Genomic DNA, 24016 nt, shown 5'->3' with positions numbered 1-24016 from the left:
AACCTTGGCTCGGTGGCGTTAACTTATTTTTGCGGCTTTTCTGAAATCCATAATTTGATATGCCCCTTCACGACCACGACGCCTTGAGTGTCGTAGGCGGTTACGGGCACCAGCATATCGCCGGGGGCCCATTGCTCTGGCGTGACTTCAGCCACACACAAAATATCGCTGCCCGCTTTGGCGGTGTAATCCACACTCATGCCCTTAGGGATCCAGCGTAAATGGGCGGGTATTGAGGCTTCGGCCATCACGCCCATTGCCATTTCTAGGCCATTACAAATTGCAATCACGTGCACCGTTTTTATATGGTTATGAACAGCATGACGTTTTTTTATTAAACATGAACAGTAGTTAAGGCGCAATTCAGTGATCAGTGGTTTGATGGTGCCAAAATAAGGCGCCATACGTGACACCATCATTGAGAAGATTTTTTGGCCAAAGGGTAAACCTTGGGTCTTGTGGTAAAGCGCAAGCACCTTGTTCGGTTTGGTACGGGTTTCTTCGTGAGTACTCATGTTTATCCTTCATCGGAGTGCAAACTAAGGGGGATAATCTTTGGCCAATGATGATGTTAGGTCTTAGTGGCGCGGTTATCTTTTTCTGGTCGGATGAGTGTAACATTGAGGTAACAATAATTGCCAGTCGGCTGAATTAAGTAAACTTCATTTCGCTGTTTTTAGGCTAACACCGTATAATCACGACAAATTTGTCATCAATGACACCACATATTGATTTAGCAACAAGGACTTACATTGAAATATTTGCTGACCTATTTTAAGGGCATGGCCATGGGCGCCGCCGATGTGGTGCCAGGGGTTTCGGGCGGCACCATCGCCTTCATTACTGGCATTCTTGATACCTTGCTTGAAAGCGTTAAGCGCATCAATCCATCCCTTTGGGGTGTGATTAAGTCGCAGGGGCTAAAAGGCGCTTTTATACATATCAATGGTGGATTTTTAGTTAGTCTATTGGCGGGGATCCTGACCAGTATTTTTAGCTTCGCTAAGCTGATTTCGTGGTTGCTGGTGGCGCATCCCATTCCGATTTGGTCGTTCTTCTTCGGCTTAATCATTATCTCGGTTGTGCATATGCTCAAGCAGGTGAGTGGCTTTACGCTGGCGCGTTTAGGTTTATTTGCGCTTGGTGTGTTAGTGGCTTGGGCAATTACTGTGCTTAATCCTGTGTCGGTGGAAGCCAGTTACTTAAATATCTTCTTTGGCGGTGCGATTGCGATTTGTGCCATGGTGTTACCCGGGATTTCGGGCAGTTTTATCTTATTATTGCTCGGCTTATATCCCGTTGTATTAGCTGCGGCGAAAAATATTCAACTGGATATTCTAGCGTGTTTTGCTGTGGGGGCCGTAATGGGGTTACTGACATTTAGCCATTTATTGTCGGCGCTGCTACGTAAATACCATGATGCCACTATCGTGTTTTTAACCGGATTGATGCTTGGTACCTTAGGCAAAATTTGGCCTTGGAAACAAACCTTAACCTGGCAGACCAACTCCCATGGCGAGCAAGTGCCTTTGCTGGAACAAAATATTTCGCCACTTAATTTTGAGCAAGTGACTGGCCAGCCCTCACAACTCTTATTTGCTATTGTGTGCATGTTAGCGGCGATTGCCTTAGTGTCGGGCTTAGAAAAGGTTGGTAAACGGGATTAGCTAATTCTGTGGATGATGTGAATAAAAGCAGCGAATATCGCTGCTTTTCTGTTTTAAGGGCGATGGAATATCTCGACTTTAGGGCAATGTCATTTTGCTCGTTCTTTAGTTACAATCGCCCAATTATAGTGAGTGCTCAGCCATCGATGTTGTGCATCCGTTTAAACTCAGTGAGAGTTTGTCGTTACGATAAGGATATAGTTGTGGAAAAAAAACAGGTTCCCTGGGTTGGTGTGGCGCTAGCAATTTTTGCTTTAGGTCATGTAGTTAACTTACTCATTGATAAACAAGATTCTGAAATATCACCTGAATTAAAGCAGCAAATTTCTGACACGATCTTAGCTCATCGGCCATCAACCGCCGTGAATAATGTTGTCACTTCCACCCCGAACAACCTTGAGCTGGTTGACGATTCGCCCAAAATCCCGATGCCCGCTCAGTTAGCCCAAGTGAGTCAAATCTACAGTAATCTCAGTGCATTTGCGGCGCTCAAGCAAGATGGCACTGTGGTGGCATGGGGCGAGCCTGACTGTGGCGGCGATATCAATAATGCCGCCGAGCCTCTGGTCAATGTAAAACACCTATATGCGGCAGAGGATAGCTGTGGTTTTGCGGCCTTAACCCATGACGGAAAGCTTATTCCTTGGGGAATGGCTATGAAGCAAGTGCTGACAGGTGTTCGTTCTTTTGTGTTGGGAGAGGTGCTGTATGCGGCCATCAAACAAGATGGCAGTGTAGTGAGTTGGTCTAACTTGGATTCAACGCCTGCCGAACTGATCTCGGGGCAATATGCCGCGCCTGCTATGACCAATATTGACACAGTGTTGATTAACAAAGGTGCCTTTGCTGCCTTAAAGCAAGATGGAACTGTAGTCTCTTGGGGGGGCGCCGATTATGGCGGCGATAGTCGTCACGTAGCCTCTGAACTTACCCATGTCGATTTGCTCTATGCTAATGATAATGCCTTTACCGCGAGGACAGCGACAGGGAAATTAGTGTCTTGGGGCGGGCCCAGCGATGAGCAAAAAGGCCGTGAACAATTAGCCAAACTTAGCCAATTAGCGCCTGCTGTGAAAGTTGTTAACACCGATCATGGGTTTGCGGCACTGCTGGCTGATGGCAGCGTATATTCGTGGGGTGAGGGCGAATTGACTGAGTATCATGCCGCGTTTCCAGCGCGTTTATCTACCACAAGTCGCGCTAATAAAGTGATTGATATTTATGCAAATCGTGGTGCGTTTGCCGCTCTAACCATTAGTCGTCAACTGTACGTATGGGGCAGTAAATTCAATGGTGCCGATACGTCAGTCATACAGGAAAAGTTGCAAAACATTGATAAGGTTTATCCCTTTGATGAGGGATTTGTCGCGCTACGTCGGGATAATACAGCCGTTGCTTGGGAAGGTTGGGACTTGGGACAGCATCAACCACGTTATCAAGAAATCCCGCAGGTGGACAAGGTGGTGACCTATGAGCGGGAGTTTGCCTTTTTAAAACAGGATGGCACCGTGGTTGATGGTCACTCTGGACCTAAAACTCAAATCACTCAAGCATCGGATATTTTCCCGACAGGCTTTGGGTTTACGGTTAAACGCCAAGATGGTTCCATTGCTGTATGGATGGGTGAAGAGCCTGCGATGACGTTAGATAAGCAAGCCGTTGATTTGAGTCAAATGCGTGAGATTCGAAGCAATTTGTTTGATGCCATTGCGTTAATGGCCGATGGCACGGTACAGGCATGGAATATGATGGGCTTGAGCGGACAAGCCTCGCAATAATGAGCGCAAAATACTAAAACGCAAGGGCTAAGGTTATTAGATCTTAGCCCTTTATTTTAGGCTGAGGCTTTGTCGTTTTCAGCTTGATTGGCTTTGATTTCACGCAAATAGCGGTAAATGGAATGCACTGAAATCCCCAACCGAGTAGCGGCTACTTGGGCGCTATCCTTGAGTTCAAAAATTCCTAATTCATGGAGTTGATTGACGATTTCGCGACTTTTTTGCGAAGGTGAAATCGCAGCGTTAGCACGAACTTCGTGGTTCACACTGTCAATCGCACTATGTAGCGCCTCATCAATATTGCGTGCGAATACTTCGGGTGAATGGGTCTGCTCATTGCTAAACAGTTGTTCTGGCATCATAGTGCGCAGGACTGATTGCAATGGGGCATCCATATCCGTGTTGATACAGAGCAATCCAATCGGTTGATCTTTGCTATTGCGGATAATGGTGGTGGTTGATCGGAGTGTTTTACCGTTGGCACATTTTGTCAGGTAAGCGTTAGAAATATCTTGTTCCGATTTTAGTTTTTGTATCGCAAGATTGGTAATCGGCGCGCCAACTTCTCGCCCGGTTATATGACCATTGGCAATTTTGACCACCGAAGGATGCTTAGCATCTAAGCTGTGCAGCACTACCTCTGTATGCTGGCCATACATGGCGGCAATCCCATCGACGATATTTTCGATGGACTTGAGTATATCCAGATCGCTTTGGGTTAAGTCATGTAATTTCATCATGTTAGCCTTTATTCAGAAGCCTCTCAGGAATAACCGTCTTACTCTGACATGATGTTAATAATGGTGACATCCGTTGATGACATACCATTAAGGACCATTCTGCCAATGTTTTTGATGGTCTTCTCAACATCTTTGGCAATGATGCCTTGCCCAGAAACGTTTTGGCTGTTGAGCGCCATTAAGAAGGAGCGCACCGCCGCACTCGATGAGGTACTGACCTTCATAGCGCAGGAGGCTTTCGCACCATCACAGACCATACCCGAGCTGTCGCTGATAACGTTTTGAATCGCAAAGCAGGATTGCTCGAAACTGCCGCCTGCTAAATACACCATCGCCATAGAGGCGGCGGCGCTGGTGACCGTATTGCCACAAAATGCCGATAATGGCGGGTAGTGTGACTTAATATAAATCGCCCCTAAGTGGCTCATAATTAAGGCGCGCGCCAGTTTTTCTTCACTGACTTTATAACACTGAGCGGTGATCACTACCGGAATCGTGGCCGCAATCCCTTGGTTACCACTGCCTAAATTGCTCATGGCGGGCAGATTAGCGCCGCCCATACGCGCATCGGAAGCTGCCGCAGTTAGCATCACAATTTTATTGAGTAGGTCTTCGCCAATAATCCCCGCGGCAATACCGTTTTTCATGGTGCGGCCGACTTCTAATCCATAGGGTTTGGACATACCTTCATCGGATAATTTGCTATTTAACTCAGAGGCTTTAAGGATAAATTGGATTTCTTCGAAGGGGACTTCTTGGGCGAAGTGGTAAATCGATTCAATATTGATATCGACGCCGTCGCAGATTGAGCCTGTAGCCTTGGCTTGGGCGTTATCGGCGGTAAATACTAACTCACCATTTAAGCGCTTCTCGGCTATTAAAGTATGGCCGCCGCAGATTTTCACCATGGCTTCTTGTTCACCCGCGGTTAAGGTCACACAGCAATAGATAAATTCATCGGTCGCGGTACGCTCGACTTTTACTTTACCCGCATCAATAAGGGTTTGTGCTTGCGCCACTTGCTCTGGGGTGACGCTGGCAAGGACTTCTAAGCCCGCATCGGCATTGCCCGCAAGTGCGCCAGCGGCGGCGGCAATTGCAAGACCTATTTTACCTGTTCCAGGCACATAGACGCCCATTGAGTTTTTATACAGATTATCAGAGACCTGCACTGCAATTGCGTCTGGATCACCAGTCAACAATGTGCGTGCAACCGCCGCCGCGTAAGCTGCGGCAATCGGCTCTGTGCAGCCTAAAGCAGGTTTAACAACTTGGTTGATGATGTGAATATACTGCTGCCATTGGGGTTTCATCGGGCTACAACCTTACAGATGCTTAATCGTTAACGTGGGCGATGGCTTCGATTTCCACTTTGACACCCAGTGGGAGATCCTTCACCGCAAAACAGCTGCGCGCTGGGCAGTCGGTTTTAAAATAGGTTTTATAAACGTCGTTAAAAGCGGCAAAATCACTGATTTCGCTTAAGTAACAAGTGGTTTTAAGTACGGTTTCAATGCTGCCGCCGCCAGCTTCGAGCACGTATTTTAGATTCTCAAGGCATTGCACCGATTGCTCGCTGATGCCGCCATCAACCACGCCACCTTTGTCTTTGCATACTGGCAGTTGTCCTGAGGTAAAAATAAGGTTGTTACAGCGAGTGCCGTGGGAATAAGGGCCAATGGCCAGAGGCGCGTGTTCTGCGTGAATAATGCTTTTCATGATTGAATCACCAAAGTCTAAATTTGCAACATTATTTGCATTTTTTGGCGATAGAGCAATCGTTATTGCAAATATTTTTGTATCCATAGAAAGTTTTTGTATTTTTTATTTAGCTATATCAGATTGTTATGTTTTGTGGCTGCTACTGTTGGAAACACTCAACTTGGCTTTGACTCAAATGAATTTGCATTAGATAGCGGTTTTATGACTCGGTAATACCCTTGTTAGCTTTAACTCTGGTTAATAGGATTAATAGTATTAAGAGGATTAAGCCCAAATGAATCCGAGCGAAGATTTTGGCTAGATTCTAAAGCTGTTGCCAAATTTAGTTGACCACTACAAGGTGAGTTTACGCGTCAATCGTGAGCTTATTGCAAGTCCATTGAACGTAGTTATCATTGCAATAAGCTGTTTGATATACATTTATTTATCCGAGCTTGGTGTCTTCTGGCAAACGCTTACTCTTACATTTTGTCATAAGAGCTGCTCGACATTGAAGTAGAATAACTAGGCGTTATTCCTTGTTTCACGAGCACGATCTTGCCATAACGAACATCGAAACATTCCATACGCCCGAGAAATGAGCACACCCTCAAAATTTGTTTGAAGGTGTGTGAATCAAGCTAAAGCTTAAACTGCGAAGTCGCATTCTTCAGTTCATCGGCAAAATCGACTAAGCCTTCCGACACATTTCGCACCTGTGACAAAATCTGTAAGGTTTCGTCAAAGGAAGCATTCATACTAACCACATTATTTACAACGAGAGAGGCGACAGAAGCTTGTTCTTCGGTTGCAGAAGCAATATTCGTGTTCATTCCATTAATACTGACGATTTGCTCTTGGATTGATTTTAAGGCGAGGCCAGTATTTTTCGCGTTGGTTTCATTTTCTGAGGATTTGGTTAAGGCGGCATTCATGGTATTAACGGAAGAAACCGCGGCGGTTTTAAGATTTTGTAATACTTGACGGATTTCAGTAGTTGCATCGGCGGTTTTAGAGGCTAGGGCGCGCACCTCATCGGCGACGACCGCGAAACCTCGGCCTTGTTCACCCGCACGTGCGGCCTCAATCGCGGCGTTTAGCGCTAACAGATTGGTTTGTTCTGCAATCGAGGTAATCACATTTAAAATTGAGGTGACATTTTCAGTATCTCTAGCTAACTCATTGATAGAATTTGAAGCAACTTGAATTCCTTTGTTGAGATCTTGGGAGATATCTATGGTTCGTTGCACCACATTCATGCCTTGCATGGCTTCTTTTTCGGCAACTTGGGCGGCACTGGCGGCTTGTCGAGCATTTTGCGATATTTCAATCACGGAATGACGCATATCCTCCATTGAAACTTGCACTGCACTGGCATCTTGGCTCTGTTGCTGAGTCGCTTTAGTCGCATCTTCCATCCGCTGTTTTAACGAATGTGAACTCTCTAACAGCGGGTCTGTTACGTTCACTACTTGTAGGATGGAATCGGCAAGTAATCTTAGAAATCGATTGAAGTTGCTGGAAACTTGGCCTAACTCATCAGTGCCAGAAACAGTGAGTTGATGATTTAAATCCCCTTTGCCATCAGCGAGTTCTTCAAGCGAGCGGGCAACGCTATGGGCGGCGGAGCTAATCGAGCGAGCAATTGCAATGGTCACAATAAACATCACGATAAGTAATGCAATACCAGAGGACACAGTTAGCCACAGGCTTTGCTCCGATCTGTCTGCGGCTTCTTTGATCGCTTGTTTAAACTCAATGATTTTACTCTGTTTGTAGGCTTGTACCTCATTGAGAACCGCTTCAAAGGCTTGGGACTTTTCTTGGCTGATTTGGCCAATATTTGCCATATCGATAGTCCCAGCCAGCATGCCTTTAGCTAGCTTTAGCGTCATGTCATTGTAGCGGGTGAGTTTATTAGATAAGCCGTTTAACTGAGTTGCCTGCGAGGGATCAACGCTATCAAGCTGTTGTAGATTCTTACGAACTGACTCGTACATATTTTCCGCGTTGGTCAATAAATCTTCATCTGCAAAGGAAACCGATTGGGTATAAAGTTCATCGAGTCGTTGCACAAAAAATACGTTTTGATTGGCTAACTCTACTCTTTGATAAACTTGTTGCTCCATATAATTAAGCGTTGCGCGATTTTTATTAATTGAAATAACACTAATGCTTAAATTTAATGTGAATATAACGACAGCTAAAATAAAAATTGCGCCAACTTTTTTAAAAATAGAAACGTTGTTAAAAAAATTCATTATCAGCCCCCAAAAGGTGCCGGAGTATACTCCGGCACACCAACTTAAAATTCGGCAACCACTTTGACCGAATCATTGGCCTCACTACTATCAATATAGCCAATAATATTGGGGTTTGAAGAAACAAGTTTAATCATTTCTGCCCCACTAGTGACTTCTTTGGGCGGTGTTCCTTTACCGGTAAATACTTTTTGTGACCAATAGGATTTGAGTTGACTCGATGATTTACCTAAGACTTTTGAGTCAAAGGTTTCCCTTAATGGTACGGCACTGTCCAAATTCACTGGAACAGCGGAGGCACCGTTAGGGAAGGTTTTTGTTTTTCCTAGATAAATGTTTTCTATCGCTTTTTGATCAATAGTATCGCCATTGCTCGGATGAACAATTACCACCACGCCTGCCCAAATGGGCATTGATACTAAGCTAAGTAGGATTGAGCAAAGTAATTTTTTCATGTCTCTCTCCTAAAATACCAAGTCAACGCCGAGGCTGATGGATTGCGAGTCTCCCGCGACCTTCATGCCTGGGCCGCCTTCATCTTTTACATCATCGTATTGAATTTTAAAGGCGGCAGAGGGATGGAAATCCCAACGTATACCCGCAGAAGTGGTGTGATGGACTTCACCACCTTCACCATCATTAAAGTCAGAATACGAGACATAAGGCATAACAGATTTTATGCGGTATCCCAATGTGACGAGATAAGTGTCTAGATTACTGCCATCTAGATCCAATCTATTCAGCTCAGATAAAAATAAGAAGTTGTTATAATCGATATTGACCGATAAGCCGTAAAATTTACCTGTTCTTTGTTTATTGCCATTCCATTCTTGTTGTACACCACCAATATAACGCTCATTGGTATATTGCATATGGGTTAAGCGAATATCCAACCAGTCACGATTTAATTGCACTACGATTCCACCAATATCTTTCCAAACTTCGCGAGTGTTCTCGAGAAAGAAGAAATCGGAGAGTAATTTATTGGGGTCACTATCTTCACTGCCGTAATAGACCTGTCCAGACATAGTCCATTCGCCAATAAGATAGTTATATAGCGCACTAACACCTGTGTAGTTAAATATTTGCCATGTGTAGTTGTCTGCTGGTGGACGGATCCAAGGATAGGCATATCCCACGTCGAAAAAGTCACTGTAATAATAGAGTGGCAGTCTTTTTTTACCGCCTTGTACCGTCCAGTGTTCATTTAATTCGTAGGATAAATAGGCCCACTCAAAATCGGCTGAAAAGTCATCGGCACCTCGGGAAACCACCTGAGCAGTGGCGGATAATCCTTCAAGTAAATCGGCTGAAAATTGAATACCAAAAAGTGTGTCGGGTTTAAAGCTGATATCTTCATCGTATGCGCCCACGAGTGGATAATCAGCTAGGAAGGTTGGGCCAAGGTCAAACTCTGCAACGCCAGTGCCATCTATTACTCTACCCGCAACCACTGAGGCAAAACCTGAAATATTCACTTCGGCTTGGACACTGGTGGCAAGTAAGAGAGAACAGAGACTGAATAACAGTTTATGTTTCATAGATAAACCTACTTTTGTAAGGTATGTGCATTTTTAAGCCTAGAATGAATGTGGTTTTTTACCATTATTTTTGGAACAATTTTGCAACAATTACGTCTAAGTTTCATTTTCCGGCAGAGCTTCAGGGCTTTTTTACTTTGATTTTGATTTATTTGGTGTTTAGTCATTTTGACCATGCATCAGTTAAGAGGCTGTCGAGCCAAACATGGATAAGTAATGTGTGACAACGTTTTTAAGAGTACTGAATTGACCGACCGCTAAACTCAATACCTTTGCGACAAAATGTCCCACTTATCTTAACTATTCTTGCATTTATGTGCTCTTTAAGGGGTTTTTGGTACATCGATCCCATTCCCATCCACGACACTATTGAGGTGCAGATGGGACTTTCTATAATCGCTATCAAGTACTTTAGTGGTCTCTTTTTTTCTAATACTTATTCATATAAGGAATATCTAATGCAAAGGCGTGATTTTTTGAAAGGTGCAGCAATTCTCTCGGCAGCGGGAACCGTGATGCCAGTGTTAGCGGCGTCGACCCAAGCCAGTTCAATGGTCGATAAAGCCTGCGGCCGTCGCCGTTTTACCTTAACCAATACCTATCAATTAGTCGCGCCAGAAGGCTCATCAGGTGTGGTGAAGTTATGGGTGCCGCTACCCGAAAACACGGCCTTTCAACAGGTTGAAAAACTTAACTTTAGCGGCACTTATCAAGATGCTTATATCAGTGCTAATAACCATTATGGCGCCAAAACCCTGTTTGCGACTTGGCCCGATGCTAAAGGTAAAATGACCTTAACATTAGAATTAGTGATAGAAACCCAAGATTGGGAACCCCTTAAAAGCGGCGAGTTAAGCCATTATCGCGCGCCAGTAAAACCTGAGTATCCTGCTGAAGTGGCCATCTACCTTAAGCCAACCAAGCATATGCCAGTGGACGGTATCGTGAAGCAGACCGCCGATAAGATTGTGGGTAAAGAGACCGAACCACTCAAACAAGCACAACTCATTTATAACTGGGTGAGTGCCAATATGTACCGTGATAACAGTGTGATAGGTTGCGGTAATGGTGATGTGGCCGCGATTCTTGAAAGTGGCAAACTCGGTGGAAAATGTACTGATATCAACTCAGTGTTTGTGGCGCTGATGCGCGCAGTGGGTGTGCCCGCCCGTGAGATGTTTGGTATTCGTTTAGGCCAAGCGATCAAGATGGGGAAATACTCTAAAAAAGCCTTTGGCAGCGCTGATGAAAAAGGGATTGCTGATGTCACTGGTGGCCAACATTGCCGTGCCATGTTCTACCTTGCTGGTTATGGCTGGTTACCCGCCGATCCTGCGGATGTGACTAAAATGCGCCTCACCGAGAATAAAGAACATAACGACCCTGCTGTGCAAGCGGTGAACGACTACCTATTTGGTAACTGGGAAATGAATTGGGTAGGCTTTAACTATGGCCGTGACTTTGACTTATTCCCCGCCGCAGAGCAGACTCCACTCAACAATTTTGGTTACCCTTACGCTGAAGTGGATGGCGATCCTGTCAATTACTATGAGCCAAAAGTATTTGCCTATGACTACCAGTCAAGCGAACAGCGTTAAACAGCTGTTAGCCACCATGACCGCCGCAGTGATTGCGGCGATCGCTTCCAGCCTTTGTTGTATTGCGCCCTTAATCTATTTAGTGTTTGGTGTCTCTGCGGCGGGGCTGTCGGGGTTATCGAGTTTAGGTTGGTTACAAGTGCCCATGTTGATCCTGTCAACCGGGCTTATCTTGTTTGGGTTTTGGCGTTTGTACTTTGCTAAAAAGCCGCTTTGTACCGGCAAGTTTAGCCGAGGACAAATGTTGCTCATCTACTGGCTTAGCGTGCCGATTGTGTTGGCCTTTCAGCTGTATCCCTTTGTTTTACCTTGGTTGCTTGAGGTGTTTGAATGAAGCCACTATCACGTATCACAGGATTTTCCACACGATTAACCACACTATCGACCCTATTGGTCATCACATCATTGGGATTTACGTCCTTCACTTGGGCAGACAATCTGTTGGTCACACTCGATGTTAAAGGCATGACTTGCCCATTGTGCGTCACCGTCGTCAATCAAGCTCTGCGCAAAACCGATGGCGTGATTAAGGCCAAAGCCAATCTGAAAACTGAGCAAGCGGTAGTGACTGTCGCTGAGGATTATAACCTCGACAATCTGCTAAAAGCTGTTGATGCCACTGGATACAAAGGCAGCATCAACAAGGTCGAAAAGCAGAGTTGAGAAGCTTTCAGCCGTTCGAATGAGTCGTTAGTACAGGCTAATCTTGGATTTCCAGAACGGCCTTTAAGCGCGCAAAGGTTTTTATTGAGTCCGTGGCTAACATCGTTTGATACGCTGGATTTTGGGCATGCAACTCATATTGATTCGGCGCTGTTTTTCTAACAACGCGGAGCAAATACTGGTTATCACCCGTATCTTGCTTTATCTGGTGGTGTTGTGGTTTTTTTAAAACGATTCAGATTGCTCTTGCTATAGTTAATATTAAGTCCATTTTGCGTATTTCCTAATAAGTTCAGTCCTTTAAATAGCTTGATATTAAGACACATAGCTTGGGTTGACGAGTTTTATTAGGGGTTTCTGATATTAACTATCGCGCTGGCGGGATGGAAGGGGTTAACAGGTGAGTGTTAACCCCTTTTTTGAAGCGTTTTACTTCAGTTTTTTAAATCATTTTTGACTAATTTTTAAATCATTTTTTGAAGAAGGCTTCGTTGGTGCCGTATGGGCCTAAATCTAAGTCGCGTTTGCGGATGGCATCTACACGGTCGAAGGCTTCTTCGGCCACGCGTAGGTTTTTCACATCTTTACGCCAGTAGTATTTAAATCCATCAAAGTGGGCGTTGTTTGGATACCAGTAAAATACACCTAAACCTTCTTTATTGAGGATTGGGGTGTTGTGAATATGGGCACCAGGAATATAGAAGTACTGACCTTTTGCTAAGGTTTCAAATTTATTGTTTGCCAGTGTTTTACTGGTGCCGTTGACCACGTAGTAACACTCTGGTTGACCGTGGAAATGTGGTTCATGGTCTGATTTCAAACCATTGGTGATACCGATAACCATTGGGCTGTCTGAGAGTTCTTTCCAGATATAACCCACAGGTGAGTTTTTAGGATCGCAGTTTTTGGCTTCGAGTACGTTACCGTGGTCATCCAAGGTTTTACAAAAACGTTGGTCTGCAGCAATGCTGTCATTGGGTTTGATGGTGTTAAAGTCGATTTTGCCTGCTTCCCAATCAGCAATGTAGGCCTCGATTTCTGGGTTACTGCACTGCTCTGGCATGGTGTTTTGCGGCACATAGGGTGTGCTGTCGTACGGCACTGGTGTCATTTGTTGATAGGGCAGTTGCGCATGGTTACATTGTGGGCCTTGAGCCATAACCGCTGTAGACGTTAGTGCGGCTAATCCAAAAAGCATTTTTAATTTCATCATTCCAATCCTATTTTTGCATCGCTTAGTGGCGATATTGTGTTGGTTATGTTGTTACGTGACTAACAATAAAGTGATTGGTTGATGGTAAAGGTGAATTGGATCACGGCATATTTTGAGTGGCAAACTTATTCGTGACTTTACTCGCGAATAATCTTACCGTCCGAGCCGCTTTACAGCTGCAATTGCATGCTGAGCTGGGCATAGTTGGCCATTCCCTGCTGCGCATAGGGATGGGCTGAGCTGTTGTTATCCTCAATTTGATAGCGGCCCACTTCAATACCTAGGGTGAGTGCTTGGGTTAAATTGGTAAACAGATTCACACCAACGTGGCTGCGATCCGTTTGTTCTCTCTCAGTGCTTGTGTGTCCAAAAAAGAGTGTCGAGCGGGTGTAGTCAGTCCAAAAGTGGCGGTAGGCAAACATGGCGGATGTCGAGGTTTCTAATTCTCCTTCAATAATATCGCGCGCAGCGTCGGTGCCGACATAACGACCTAGGTGGCCGTAGTGCAATTGCAGGCGCAGATCATCTTGGCCAAAGGTAAAGAGTTTGGCGGCAAGGGAGAGCCCGCCAGCCCATTGCGATGTGCCCGCTGGATCTAAATAACGCACTAAGCCTGAGATAGACACATTGCCCCACTCGCCGGATTGGTTGTAGCGGGCAATCATATCTGGGATGTAGTCATGGCTGGTATCAATCCAGTTTGGTTTGGCTGCTGTAACGCTGGTTAGTCCATCCGTTTGGGCTTGGGTGCCGTAGGTGTAGGGATTTTCGAGGGCGAATTGCCATTGTTCGGTGCTATAGCGGATAAGTGCTTGTCTTACCATGGCTTGTCCAACTAATGGCCCACCTAAATCGGCTGTTTCGGCAAAGGTACTGGTATTGACTAAGGTTGACCAGGTTTGCCCAGCGGTGATGCCTTGATAACTGATATAGGCATGCCTAAGCCGTGGACTGTAGGAGTTAGAGATAATCGGATTTCCTTGGCTGGAGCCAACAAAATCGATTTCGGCCAAGGCTTTGGCCTCATCGGTGTTAAGTGTCAAATTAAAGCGGCTTTCTTGGGCGCCAAATTGGGTGCGTTTGCTGTGCTCGACAACCTTGCCTCCACCTGTCCAACTGTCTTGAAAGGCTAGATTTCCTTCAACAAAGCGAGTGTTGGCCTTAATAAAGCCGCCTAATTGCACATCGGCGGCATACAGTGAGGATGAACAAATAAAATAAACGGCAAGTGTAGGTAAAGATTGTAGTTTCATCGTTCACTCTATAATAAAAAAGCATAAAAAAAGCCCTAACGAATAGGGCCGAAAAAGGTATAGCAGTCTAAAACGGCAGGGAGGAGGGACGTCCTAAACTGCGCAAATATTAGAAGTAGTAACCAAAGTTGATGTTGATACGTTTATCCCAATCGTTACCGACTTCTGGTAGGCCAACGTGGTCGTTATTGGCGGTCGAGAAGGTCATGTTTTTACCCATGACAAAGTCAATCATGGTGTAAGTTGGGCCAGCAGAAATCGCCATACCGGTGACGTTTTGCATGCTGTTGTCGTAGCTATCGTCATCAACATCAGGCGTCATTAAACCAAAGTCGTTATAAAACTTAATGCTGCCCCAATCTGTGTTAACCGTTTTGGCAATGTTGATGTTATAGGCTTGGCCTTTTGAGGCGATTTCGTACTGCCAGCTCACCACCGATACGCCAATTTTGTTGTCGTCGATAGCATCTGCAGCATTGTATTCATACTGCATGGCTTGCATTTGTAGGTTCCAGCCGTTGTAGCTGCTGTCTAAATGCAGTGCGACAGCATAGCGGTCGCCATTATTACCGGTTTTGCTGTTGTAGATTTGGCCGACCTGTACTGAGCCACCAAAAGTGGTTGCGCCACCTTCGTATTCGGCGGTGTAGGTTTGGCGCACGTTGAGTTGGTTGGTTTCTTCGTTGTTGTATTCAGTGCCATTGATGGTGCCGGTATACAAGTCAGTTGAATAACGCTTGTTTTCGGTTGGGCCGTATTCGGCATTTTTATAAAACGCTAAATCCGTGTGCCAGCCGTTTTTCTCATAGGTCGCTTTTAAGCCGATGTCATGGTCATCTTCAAAGCCTAAATAGTAAGGCAGACCAAACCACCAACTGTTAGAGATAAATTCGCGGTTACCAAAGGGCACTTTGTTGATACCAAATTGCAGTTGCCAGTCTGGATCAATGTTGTAGTAGCCATAACCATACTTGATGTAGTTAGTGCCTGAGGTAAAACGGTATTCCGCCGCTAAACCGAAATCGCCTTTTTTACCATCAAATTTGATGGCGGCCATGTCGAAGTTAAAGTCGCCGCCTTTATCCTTCGATTTTTCATCATAATCGCGATAGCCATAGTTAACGCGCACGGCGCCGCCAACATTGATGCCATCTTCTTGCTCTGCGGCAAAGGCGTTAGTTTGAGATAGTGCGATAGCGGTTGCCACCATGGACAACATAAACCGGGTGGATTTTTTCATCATCATTACCTTTCTTAAGTTTTTGTATTATAAAAATTAAATTACATTTCTTTGAACCAAGTTCGGTGGCATTCAGCGCACACTGGAGCCTTTTTCTCATGCTCGCCGTGACAGGCTAAGCAGCTGGCGCCTTCGTTGTAGTGCAGTGATTTGTGTGGATGGGCTTCAGGGATGGCAAGCTTGGACTCATCCACCGCAATACTGGTGATTTCGCCATGACATTCAACGCAGGCCGCATCGGTGGCATTTTGTTTACCCGAACCTTGGTGACACCCTTTACAACTATCTTGGTAGATAAATTCGTGGTTGGTTCTGCCTTGGGTGCTGCCTTTCATCTTGACGAGGTCTCCGGCATTGGCTGCGCCAGTGAACAGAGTTGCAACAACGAGTGTGAGTAGTAATGTTTTCATCATGATTTAGGCCTGCATGTCAGATTTGATGGTTTCAGCAACGATAATTCCCATCGTTAAGCACTCTAGACAAGCTGTTGAACTTAAACGGGTTCCACCGTGAGTTCCGCCTGTCGCTTCGCCGACGGCATAGAGCTTTTTGATGGAGGTCAGTGACTGGCTGTGTATGACTCGCGCACCTAAATCGGTTTTTAAGCCGCCCATGCAGTAGTGCACTTTTGGCCAAATACGCGACACAATAAACGGCGGTTTAAGCTCAACTGCCGTATCCATCATGCGGCCAAATAAAGGGTCGATGCGCTGGGGCACTTGCTTGTTGTACTCGGCAACGGTTTGTTTGAGCTGTGCAACTGGAATATTGAATTGCTTAGCTAATTGCTCAAGGCTATCGACTTTCCAAGCGATTTGGTCACGCACTGCGCGGGTCACTTCTTCTGCACCAACATGATCGTCATGGTTAAAAAACACCACGGGATAGGCGGGTGAGCCATCTGGATGACGGTTTTTCATAATGGCATCGGAGCAGGTTTTTCTATCGGCGCGTTCATTCATAAAACGCTTACCGTCTAACACATTGACTGAAATTCCTTTATGGAAACCAATCGAGAGCAGAGCATTTGACCAGCCAAAGCCGCCTTCATCGGGCGAGCCCCAGTGACCTGTTTGAATAAAGCTCATATGAACCGGGAAAGCACCGTGTGCCATAGCCGTTAGCGTGACTTCGCCAGTTGCGCCGAGTGCATTGGTACAATCTAAGGTTTTATCTAATGCAGGGTCGACCAGTTCACGTAGTACTAAGTTACGTGAGAAACCACCGTGGGCAAGGATAACGGCCTTGTTGGCTTTGATGTAGATCGTTTTACCGGTTTTGAGATCCGGAAAGCGATAATTTTGACGCACTTTCAAGCCAACAATCTCTTGGCCATCCATGATGAAGTCTTCAACATAGTGTTGTAGACGGTATTCAACGCCTTCTTTTTTACCTGCTTCGTACAGCTTTGTGGTGATATCGCCACCGACACCGTGCTGAGTGCGAATAGCACGTGCTTTATTGTGGCCACCCACTTGTTGGTTAAAGCCTTCGCGGAATTTGACGCCAGTGTCGATACACAATTGGTAGGTATCGAGGGCGCGATTGGCAATTTGTCGCAGCATGTCGGTATTTTGCATACCGCGGCCAGAAATGATTTGATCCTTCACTAGCTCTTCGGGTGAGTCATCATTGATCCCTTGAGCTAATTGAATTGGGTTTTTAGGGATAGCTAACCAGCCACCGTTGATCGCAGAGTTACCCCCGATCACCTGCATTTTTTCTAATACCAGTATCGAGCCTAGACCTTGACGCTTAGCATTTAGTGCGGATGACAGACCCGCAAAACCCGAACCCACCACAATCACATCACGAGTTTCATCCCATTTAATGTTTGAGGCGCATTCAGTGGCTGATGCTGCACTTGGTAGTGCCGCTGCGATACCGCCGACCGCTGCGCTTGCACCTAGCTTTAAAAAACTTCTTCTATCATGCATTTTTTGTTAACCCTCTATGTCAGTTACCAGCAAGATAGAGGTTATGAACCGCGCCTAAGGAGAAGTGAGTCACGACTTTTTTTCAGTGACAATTTTATTCGTGAGTTATCTCGTGAATATCTTTTCTTTGAAGTAGATTGCTTTAATAACGAACGAGATGAAGATAATTTAATCTATGAAAGTATGCTGTTGATAAAATGTAAGTTTGAGGTAACTCACAAAGGTTGGTATTTAAGAGGTTTGGATGTGACCTTTATCCCGATTAACTCTTTACTGTCTATAAATATTATTTGTTAGCAACACATAATGTACTTTTTACGTATGTTGGAATAAATGAATGAAATGTCCATCTGATTCACTCTCTATTTTACGTTGTAATCAAATATTGGATGCGGCTGAAAGGCTGATTGAATCACAAGGTATTGTATCATTTAAGTTTTCCCAGCTGGCACATGAGGTTGGATGTTCTACAGGTACTTTATATAAGTTTTTTGAACGTAAAGAAGATGTGTTGGTTTGTTTATTTTTAAGAAGTGCAACATCAAATCACTTACCGATATTTATCCATAAGAATCCAGAGTTAACTGCACAAGAGAAAGTGCTTTTACCGATATTATTTACCTTTGAAACCATTAAGCGCAGTAGTAGCTTTTTTACGCTGCGTTCGGTGTCGGTAAATACCATGGTGTGGAAATTGGCGAGTGATGAAAAAGTTGAACGTTTTAAAAAACGTATTAATGCTTTTTGGGGGTGGTTTACAGACTCATTACATTTAGCGGTTGAGAATGGTGAATTAGTCGCCACTCCATTACAAATAAAAGAATTAGTTCAAGGAATTACCTTTTATCTAACGGGTGCTCTGACACAATTTGAAAGTCAATTGATTGCGCCTGAGTTTTTATCTGATCGCCGTGAAACCTGTTATCGACATTTGGCAAACCTGATGGCGCGATACGATTGGAAAACGCCGTTAACCTTTGCGCTGTTTGATTCGTTAGAGGCCAGAACCATCAAGTTTTTTGACCAACATTATCGTGACCATATGACCTGCGCAGCCTGTAGCGCGCTATCAAATACCGACACCAAGGCATTATCTCCCTGTACTCGTCAGTGTGGTTAGGGCGTCCTGCAATTCGGGTTTTATTCCACGCGCAGTGAGCGAGCTTTGTCTCACTGCGACTAAGAATTAGGCTGATTAAATCATAAGCTTAATTTCAAAATTTATGATTGGCTAGCAACCAAGCAAGTTCGGCGGCGTTACTTACCTGCATTTTTTGCATGACTTTTTGCCTGTGCAACTCAATGGTTCGCTGCGCAATATCTAGCTCCGCCGCGATGACTTTATTCATTTTTCCCGCCAGAATACCCTCCATCACCTGCGTTTCACGCTGGCTGAGGGTGGCGAGTCGATTGGCAATGTCTGATTGCAAATTTTGTTGATGCCATTTTTGCTCAGTATGTTGTTGAGCTTGGGTTAAAAGCTGAAATAGCTTCTCACCATCAACCGGTTTTTCAAGAAAGTTGAGTGCGCCTTGTTGGATGCAGTCTACGGCCATGGCAATGGTGCCGTGACCGGTGAGCATGATGACGCTGATTACACTTTGCGCTTGATTTAAATGGCTTAGCAGTGCCACGCCATCCATACCTGGCATTTTGATGTCGAGCAAAAGTACGGCGGGTTGCTTGATATCAACACTTTTTAAAAACGTATCCGCAGCGTTAAAGCCTTTGCAGTTAAGCCCCATTCCTTCAAGCATCCAGCTTAACGAATCCAGTACATCTTGATCATCATCTACAAGGTAAAGTGGTGTCATTTGAGTTCTCTTAAGCTGATGGCTGGTTGAGTGGCAGGGTGACTTTTACCGTTAACCCCGGCGCGGCATGTTGTGCTTCAATTTTGCCTTTGTGTTCCTCAATAATGCGTTTGCAGATAACCATGCCTAGGCCAAGCCCTTGGGGTTTGGAGGTTTCAAAGGGAAAGAATAAGCGTTCGAGGGCGTTATCACTCAGGCCGCAACCCGAGTCAGTGATATGAATATAGACGCTTTCGCTTGTGGTACCTGTGTCGATAATCAATGACTTACGGGGGCTGTTTTCCATGGCATCTAGGGCATTGCGTAATAAATTCACCAGCACTTGCTGGATCAAACTGGCATCGGCAAATACGGGTAAGGTTTGTAAGTTGACTTTAGGGCTGAGTTTGAGCCGCTGAAATTCAGGTTGCATCAAGGTCAAGGTTTCTTCTATCACGGCGCGTAAATCACAGGGCTGGTAATCACTGGTTTGTTGGCAAAATGTGCGCAGACGATGGATAGTGGTTTGGGCTCTATCGACCTGGTTGATGACCTTATTGAGCGCGGTAGCAAGCTCGGCTTGGGTGTTATCTAGCCGATATAAACAGCCTTGGGTGAGATAGCGAATACCGGCCAGGGGTTGTTTTAGCTCGTGGGCAATGCCTGAGGCCATTTCGCCCGTCAGCAGTACCCGTTGGGCGCGGTAAAACTGTTGTTGTTGCTCGAGTAAGATTTTTTGGGTGTGCTGATGATGGGTTATTTCGGCAGATAGGGCTTGGGTGCGTTTGACCACTAAACGTTTAACCCTTAAGTGATGAATATAGCCCAGTAGCAAGGCAAAAATGAAGCTTGCACCCCAAGGTAAGGCATTGTGCAGTAATCGCTGCCAGTTAGTGACAAATGGCCATTGCTCTAATTGTTTTAACAGTTCAAATACCGGGCTATCGTCCACGGGAGCCGACCAATATTGATATCTTCCTTGCACCGCCGCTTGGCTCTCTGGGGATATTTGCAACAGGCTGGTGACCACTTGGGTAGCAAGTTTATGATCCGTATGGCCTAATTTGGTTAAGGCGTAGCCGGGATACAACTGTGTGGACACTTCGCAGGCAAAATCAGGATGCGGTTGCTTAAGGACCACTTTTAATTTATTCGCTGGAATGAGTCCTCGCTCTTGTGCATTTTCCAATACGCAGCTAGGTAATATCGCAACATCAGCCTCACCCGATAACAGCATTTGCAATAGTTTTTGCTGTGGAAAACCAATAAAGCGCAGCTGGGGAATATCGCGGTAGGCATTGATGCCTTTGGTTGCCATTGTCGCTGCAAAAATTTGAAATCCGCCAAAGGCTTGTGGGTCGCTTGATACCAACTTTTCATCTTTAAGTTGTGCCCATTGGCTCAGGTTGTTGTCAATTCGCGTGACGATGGCAGAGCCGATGCTCTGCTCTGGTGAATGCACTCGGTTATGGACTAGGGTGAGTAAGTGACTGGTGCCATAGTTTTTTTTAAATGCGACCGTGGTGAGAGCATTGCCAATTAAAAAGTCGATACTTTGTTTAGCTAATGCCTCATCTAATTGAGATGGCGTTAATGGCGTGAGGTGTACAGGACGATGCAGCTGCTGACTCAGCCAATCAGCGGTTGGGTGCCAATTAGCCATGACTTCATCGGGCTCATTAAATGCCATGATACCAATCCGCACCGGATCACTTGCAGGGGGGGCAGCGGCAATGGCTGGCAGATTGAAGCCAATAAAAAAGGCCAGGATAAACATTAATCGAGTGAAGAATTGATACATGGTTTAAACCTGACAGGGCGATTTCATTAAATGGTTAACACACAAGACCTAACAGCTCGGCAGTAAAGAGGCTACGCGATGCTGAGCTGATGGCCAACAATATTGGCCATATTATGCCTATTAGTGATTACTGATATATTGAGCCGCTTCACACATTAGCCTAAGGATTGAGCTTGGCGCGATATTGATCAAATTGTGGGGTGTTGATTTTGTGGCCTTGTTCATCCAGAAACCATACCGCTTCAATATCGCCGATACGCTTTATTAAATCTTGTGCTTCGGGCATCGGCAATAAAAATAAACTGGTTGAAATCACATCAGCTAGAATGGGTTTATTCTTCATAATAACCGACACTGAAACACCTTCTTTTTTCGGGTAAAGTGTCGTTGGGTCAATAATATGATGATACTCTTGACCATTCACTGCGTAATAATTGAGATAATTACCACTTGATACAATGGTAATATCTTCACCTTGAATAATTTCATGATAGATTTCACCGTTATTAATCTCGCTAAAATCTTTATGCTCTAATTGATATTTGCGAATTAATGGGTTTTCGATAGCCGTAATAAATTGGCGACCATCAGGATGTGTACCAAAGTGGCGGATATTTCCACCGGCATTAATCATAAAGGCGGTAATGTTATCGGCTTTTAATTGGTCATACACTTTTTCAACCATCCAACCTTTGGCTATACCGCCTAAATCCAGCTTCATTCCGGCTTTCATCTGAATGGTATTATTTTTTTTGTCGAGTTTTATCTGTTTTATATCAATGTGTTTTGCTGCGTTGGCTAATTCGATATCGCTAGGTAGTTCGCATGTGCCGCCCTGTTGGCAACGTTTACGATAGCTTCGCCAAACTTCTAACACGGGGGCTAAGGCAACGTTAAATCGGCCTTGGGTAATGCCATGCCATTCAATACTGGTTGCTAATAATTCGGTGAGTTTTGCATCGATATGGTGTAATTTTTCAGGATTGTTATTGATAGTCTGAATATTGGTGTAGCCAGGGTAAGTGCTAAAGTTTGATGCTAAATAATGATATTCCTGCACCACATTAAGTGCATGGCATAATGCTAAATAGGATTTGTCTTTATCCGCTTCGTAAATATCAATGGTAATAGATGTGCCAAAATATTTTAACGTATTCATACTGCCTTTCCCGTGCTCATAATTAAATGTTGCATTGGTATTGCAGTCGAATGGTGAAAAAGTCGCATTTGCCATTGTTGGCGTAAAAAAGAGATAAATTAATACAGTAAAAGATAATAAATATTTCATACATCCCCCATCTTGATGACGATTAAATTAGTAGCATGAATTTCAGTTGATGACAGTAATCAATCAGCAAAGTGTTAGCTAACTCAACTATTTTGAATTGAGGTTGGCATATTGCGGTTATCCGCAATTGTCGAATTCTTTCCGAGGTCTATGCTGGCGGCAAGTTCATTAGTTGAAGAGCGTTATATGATGAAATCTGAATTACATTTTAAAAAAAGTTTGCTGGTTAGTGCGGTTGCATTCGCAACATTTGCCTTAGCAGGTTGTGCTAATACTGCACCGCAGGGGAAATATATTGATGGCGTCCATCATGTCAGTGGTAAGGGTAAAAAGAGCGACATCACCCTTGAAGTTAAGGTTGAGCAGGGGAATATCACTCAGGTAAAAACTCTGTCACATAAAGAAACCGAGTCACTGTACCTTAATGCTGAGCGTTTGCTACCCGAGATTGTGAGCCGTAATGGTCATGAGGGGATTGATGCCATCTCAGGCGCAACCTACTCATCCAATGGTATTTTAAAAGCAATCAATGATTTACCTCGTGTAGATGGCAGTAAGCCTGAATATCAAAGCGTGGGTGCTCGCAGTCAAACAGGGGATGATGATTTTAAACTGAAATGGTCTATCCAACCGCGTTTAGGCTTAGTGAAAGGTGATTACTACTTTGAAGAAGCCCGTTTCCGTCAAGGGCATATGGGTAGCATGTTAGTGGTGGTGGATTCAACCAATCTTCAGGATGTGATTCTGGCCGAGTTTAATGAGAGTGGTCGTCCGAATTATTACACTCGCTTATACCAAAATGTGCCTAAGCGTATGTCTGAATACAATTTCTCCATGGGCAAAAAGAAAGGCACTGCATGGGTTCAATCCGCATTAACCATGGAAAAGTTAATGATGGAAAAAGACCAACTTACCTTTGAGTTAAATCCCAACTATGATCCCAAGTTAGGCAATAAGTTAACTGAGCCTAATCGTCTTAAATATCAAGGTATTGATATTGTTGCTGGCGCTTCAAACAGTATCCAACAATCGATGATCCCCTTGACTGCTAAGATCCACAACCGCATTCAAGCGGGTGCGAGTGATGCGCTTTTTTATCAGCAAGCGGAAAAAATACTCGATGAAAAGGGCCGTTGGACAGGTGTAACTGCCATGCTGCGGTTAGTGGTTGATAAAAATAGCCACAAAATTACCCATGCCCATTACGATGAGATTTTTGCTGACGAGAAGAAAGATATCCAAGATGCATCCTTGAAAGCATTTTATCGCCAATCTAAATATGACTCGATTAATTATGTTGAGCCCGCACGTATTGGATTCAACGTGATGATCGATGCCTTATCTTCGCATCTGAAAGAGGGTGGTTCGCTGTTCAATATTAATGATTTACCAGCAGCAGGTGATACCGGTAGTTACGCCCAAACCGGCTTTACTAAGCGTTCAGATGCCTGGGACAACTATCTGCGACTCGCTGATGTGTTGTACAAGCAAATGCGTGCCGATGGCGTGATTAATGAACATGCCTTACCTGCTCAGTAATAT

The 24016-nt window shown here is 44.7% G+C and carries 22 protein-coding genes; 7 read left to right on the top strand and 15 right to left on the bottom strand.

Translation table 11 applies throughout. The features are described 5' to 3' along the window. Positions 1–23: 23 nt before the first annotated feature. Positions 24–515, bottom strand: a complete 492-nt coding sequence (locus JM642_RS14345) for a hotdog fold domain-containing protein (RefSeq protein WP_037415749.1) — start codon at positions 513–515, stop codon at positions 24–26. Between the two features lie 237 nt (positions 516–752). On the opposite strand from JM642_RS14345, the gene JM642_RS14340 reads away from it, so the two are divergent. Both JM642_RS14340 and JM642_RS14335 read left to right on the top strand, forming a co-directional pair. Further along, a complete protein-coding gene (locus JM642_RS14340; RefSeq protein WP_172589853.1) occupies positions 753–1667 on the top strand; it encodes a DUF368 domain-containing protein in 915 nt (304 codons plus the stop codon). A 203-nt stretch (positions 1668–1870) separates the two neighbouring features. Beyond that, positions 1871–3445 (top strand): hypothetical protein, encoded by a 1575-nt coding sequence (locus JM642_RS14335; RefSeq protein WP_203432049.1) that lies wholly within the window; start codon positions 1871–1873, stop codon positions 3443–3445. A gap of 56 nt (positions 3446–3501) precedes the next feature. Here JM642_RS14335 and JM642_RS14330 read toward each other — a convergent pair whose 3' ends face one another. The 6 genes from JM642_RS14330 to JM642_RS14305 all read right to left on the bottom strand — a co-directional run bounded on the left by JM642_RS14330 (position 3502) and on the right by JM642_RS14305 (position 9688). Continuing rightward, positions 3502–4182, bottom strand: coding sequence for a PAS domain-containing protein (locus JM642_RS14330; RefSeq protein ID WP_203433828.1), 681 nt, complete (start codon positions 4180–4182; stop codon positions 3502–3504). Positions 4183–4223: 41 nt separating this feature from the next. After that, the gene (locus tag JM642_RS14325) at positions 4224–5498 is read right to left on the bottom strand and encodes an L-serine ammonia-lyase, iron-sulfur-dependent, subunit alpha (protein ID WP_099457715.1); all 1275 of its coding nucleotides are present in this window, start codon (positions 5496–5498) and stop codon (positions 4224–4226) included. 22 nt (positions 5499–5520) lie between these two features. Then, entirely contained in the window at positions 5521–5904 is a 384-nt protein-coding gene (locus JM642_RS14320) for a RidA family protein (RefSeq protein WP_055647334.1), read from the bottom strand. Between the two features lie 623 nt (positions 5905–6527). Beyond that, positions 6528–8147: a methyl-accepting chemotaxis protein gene (locus tag JM642_RS14315; protein ID WP_203432048.1), complete on the bottom strand. Its 1620-nt coding sequence runs from the start codon at positions 8145–8147 to the stop codon at positions 6528–6530. Positions 8148–8191: 44 nt separating this feature from the next. Further along, positions 8192–8602 carry a phosphate ABC transporter substrate-binding protein gene (locus JM642_RS14310; RefSeq protein ID WP_037425478.1) on the bottom strand — a complete coding sequence of 137 codons (411 nt, stop codon included), beginning with the start codon at positions 8600–8602 and terminating at the stop codon, positions 8192–8194. A 9-nt stretch (positions 8603–8611) separates the two neighbouring features. Beyond that, positions 8612–9688, bottom strand: coding sequence for a porin (locus JM642_RS14305; protein WP_203432047.1), 1077 nt, complete (start codon positions 9686–9688; stop codon positions 8612–8614). Between the two features lie 458 nt (positions 9689–10146). On the opposite strand from JM642_RS14305, the gene JM642_RS14300 reads away from it, so the two are divergent. The 3 genes from JM642_RS14300 to JM642_RS14290 are packed head-to-tail and all read left to right on the top strand — an operon-like array spanning position 10147 to position 11949. After that, positions 10147–11286, top strand: a complete 1140-nt coding sequence (locus JM642_RS14300; protein WP_203432046.1) for a transglutaminase domain-containing protein — start codon at positions 10147–10149, stop codon at positions 11284–11286. A gap of 16 nt (positions 11287–11302) precedes the next feature. Continuing rightward, positions 11303–11620, top strand: coding sequence for a mercuric transporter MerT family protein (locus JM642_RS14295; RefSeq protein WP_047540796.1), 318 nt, complete (start codon positions 11303–11305; stop codon positions 11618–11620). Continuing rightward, a complete protein-coding gene (locus JM642_RS14290) occupies positions 11617–11949 on the top strand; it encodes a heavy metal-associated domain-containing protein (RefSeq protein ID WP_144345644.1) in 333 nt (110 codons plus the stop codon). The genes JM642_RS14295 and JM642_RS14290 overlap by 4 nt, the downstream gene beginning before the upstream one ends. Before the next feature lie 469 nt (positions 11950–12418). Here JM642_RS14290 and JM642_RS14285 read toward each other — a convergent pair whose 3' ends face one another. From JM642_RS14285 to JM642_RS14265, 5 genes are all read right to left on the bottom strand, one after another. Further along, positions 12419–13162: a cupin gene (locus JM642_RS14285; protein ID WP_037425485.1), complete on the bottom strand. Its 744-nt coding sequence runs from the start codon at positions 13160–13162 to the stop codon at positions 12419–12421. 170 nt (positions 13163–13332) lie between these two features. Beyond that, positions 13333–14415: a hypothetical protein gene (locus tag JM642_RS14280; RefSeq protein ID WP_203432045.1), complete on the bottom strand. Its 1083-nt coding sequence runs from the start codon at positions 14413–14415 to the stop codon at positions 13333–13335. 109 nt (positions 14416–14524) lie between these two features. After that, complete coding sequence (locus JM642_RS14275; protein WP_144375530.1) at positions 14525–15658, bottom strand: hypothetical protein; 1134 nt, start codon at positions 15656–15658, stop codon at positions 14525–14527. 38 nt (positions 15659–15696) lie between these two features. Further along, positions 15697–16068, bottom strand: coding sequence for a cytochrome c3 family protein (locus JM642_RS14270; protein ID WP_203432044.1), 372 nt, complete (start codon positions 16066–16068; stop codon positions 15697–15699). Positions 16069–16071: 3 nt separating this feature from the next. Next, positions 16072–17592, bottom strand: a complete 1521-nt coding sequence (locus JM642_RS14265) for a flavocytochrome c (protein ID WP_203432043.1) — start codon at positions 17590–17592, stop codon at positions 16072–16074. Between the two features lie 337 nt (positions 17593–17929). Here JM642_RS14265 and JM642_RS14260 point away from each other — a divergent pair, with 337 nt between their 5' ends. Continuing rightward, positions 17930–18712 (top strand): TetR/AcrR family transcriptional regulator, encoded by a 783-nt coding sequence (locus JM642_RS14260; RefSeq protein WP_047539632.1) that lies wholly within the window; start codon positions 17930–17932, stop codon positions 18710–18712. Between the two features lie 94 nt (positions 18713–18806). Here JM642_RS14260 and JM642_RS14255 read toward each other — a convergent pair whose 3' ends face one another. The 3 genes from JM642_RS14255 to JM642_RS14245 all read right to left on the bottom strand — a co-directional run bounded on the left by JM642_RS14255 (position 18807) and on the right by JM642_RS14245 (position 22345). After that, complete coding sequence (locus JM642_RS14255) at positions 18807–19406, bottom strand: response regulator (protein ID WP_203432042.1); 600 nt, start codon at positions 19404–19406, stop codon at positions 18807–18809. Between the two features lie 10 nt (positions 19407–19416). Then, positions 19417–21186 carry a PhnD/SsuA/transferrin family substrate-binding protein gene (locus tag JM642_RS14250; RefSeq protein WP_203432041.1) on the bottom strand — a complete coding sequence of 590 codons (1770 nt, stop codon included), beginning with the start codon at positions 21184–21186 and terminating at the stop codon, positions 19417–19419. A gap of 160 nt (positions 21187–21346) precedes the next feature. Beyond that, positions 21347–22345: an FAD:protein FMN transferase gene (locus JM642_RS14245; RefSeq protein ID WP_239000448.1), complete on the bottom strand. Its 999-nt coding sequence runs from the start codon at positions 22343–22345 to the stop codon at positions 21347–21349. Between the two features lie 315 nt (positions 22346–22660). Here JM642_RS14245 and JM642_RS14240 point away from each other — a divergent pair, with 315 nt between their 5' ends. Next, positions 22661–24013: an FMN-binding protein gene (locus tag JM642_RS14240; protein ID WP_203433826.1), complete on the top strand. Its 1353-nt coding sequence runs from the start codon at positions 22661–22663 to the stop codon at positions 24011–24013. Positions 24014–24016: the final 3 nt, after the last annotated feature.

Origin of the sequence: Shewanella sp. LZH-2 (assembly GCF_016859145.1) — a bacterium.
Lineage (GTDB): Bacteria > Pseudomonadota > Gammaproteobacteria > Enterobacterales > Shewanellaceae > Shewanella > Shewanella xiamenensis.
This window is presented reverse-complemented; position numbering and strand designations above follow the sequence as displayed.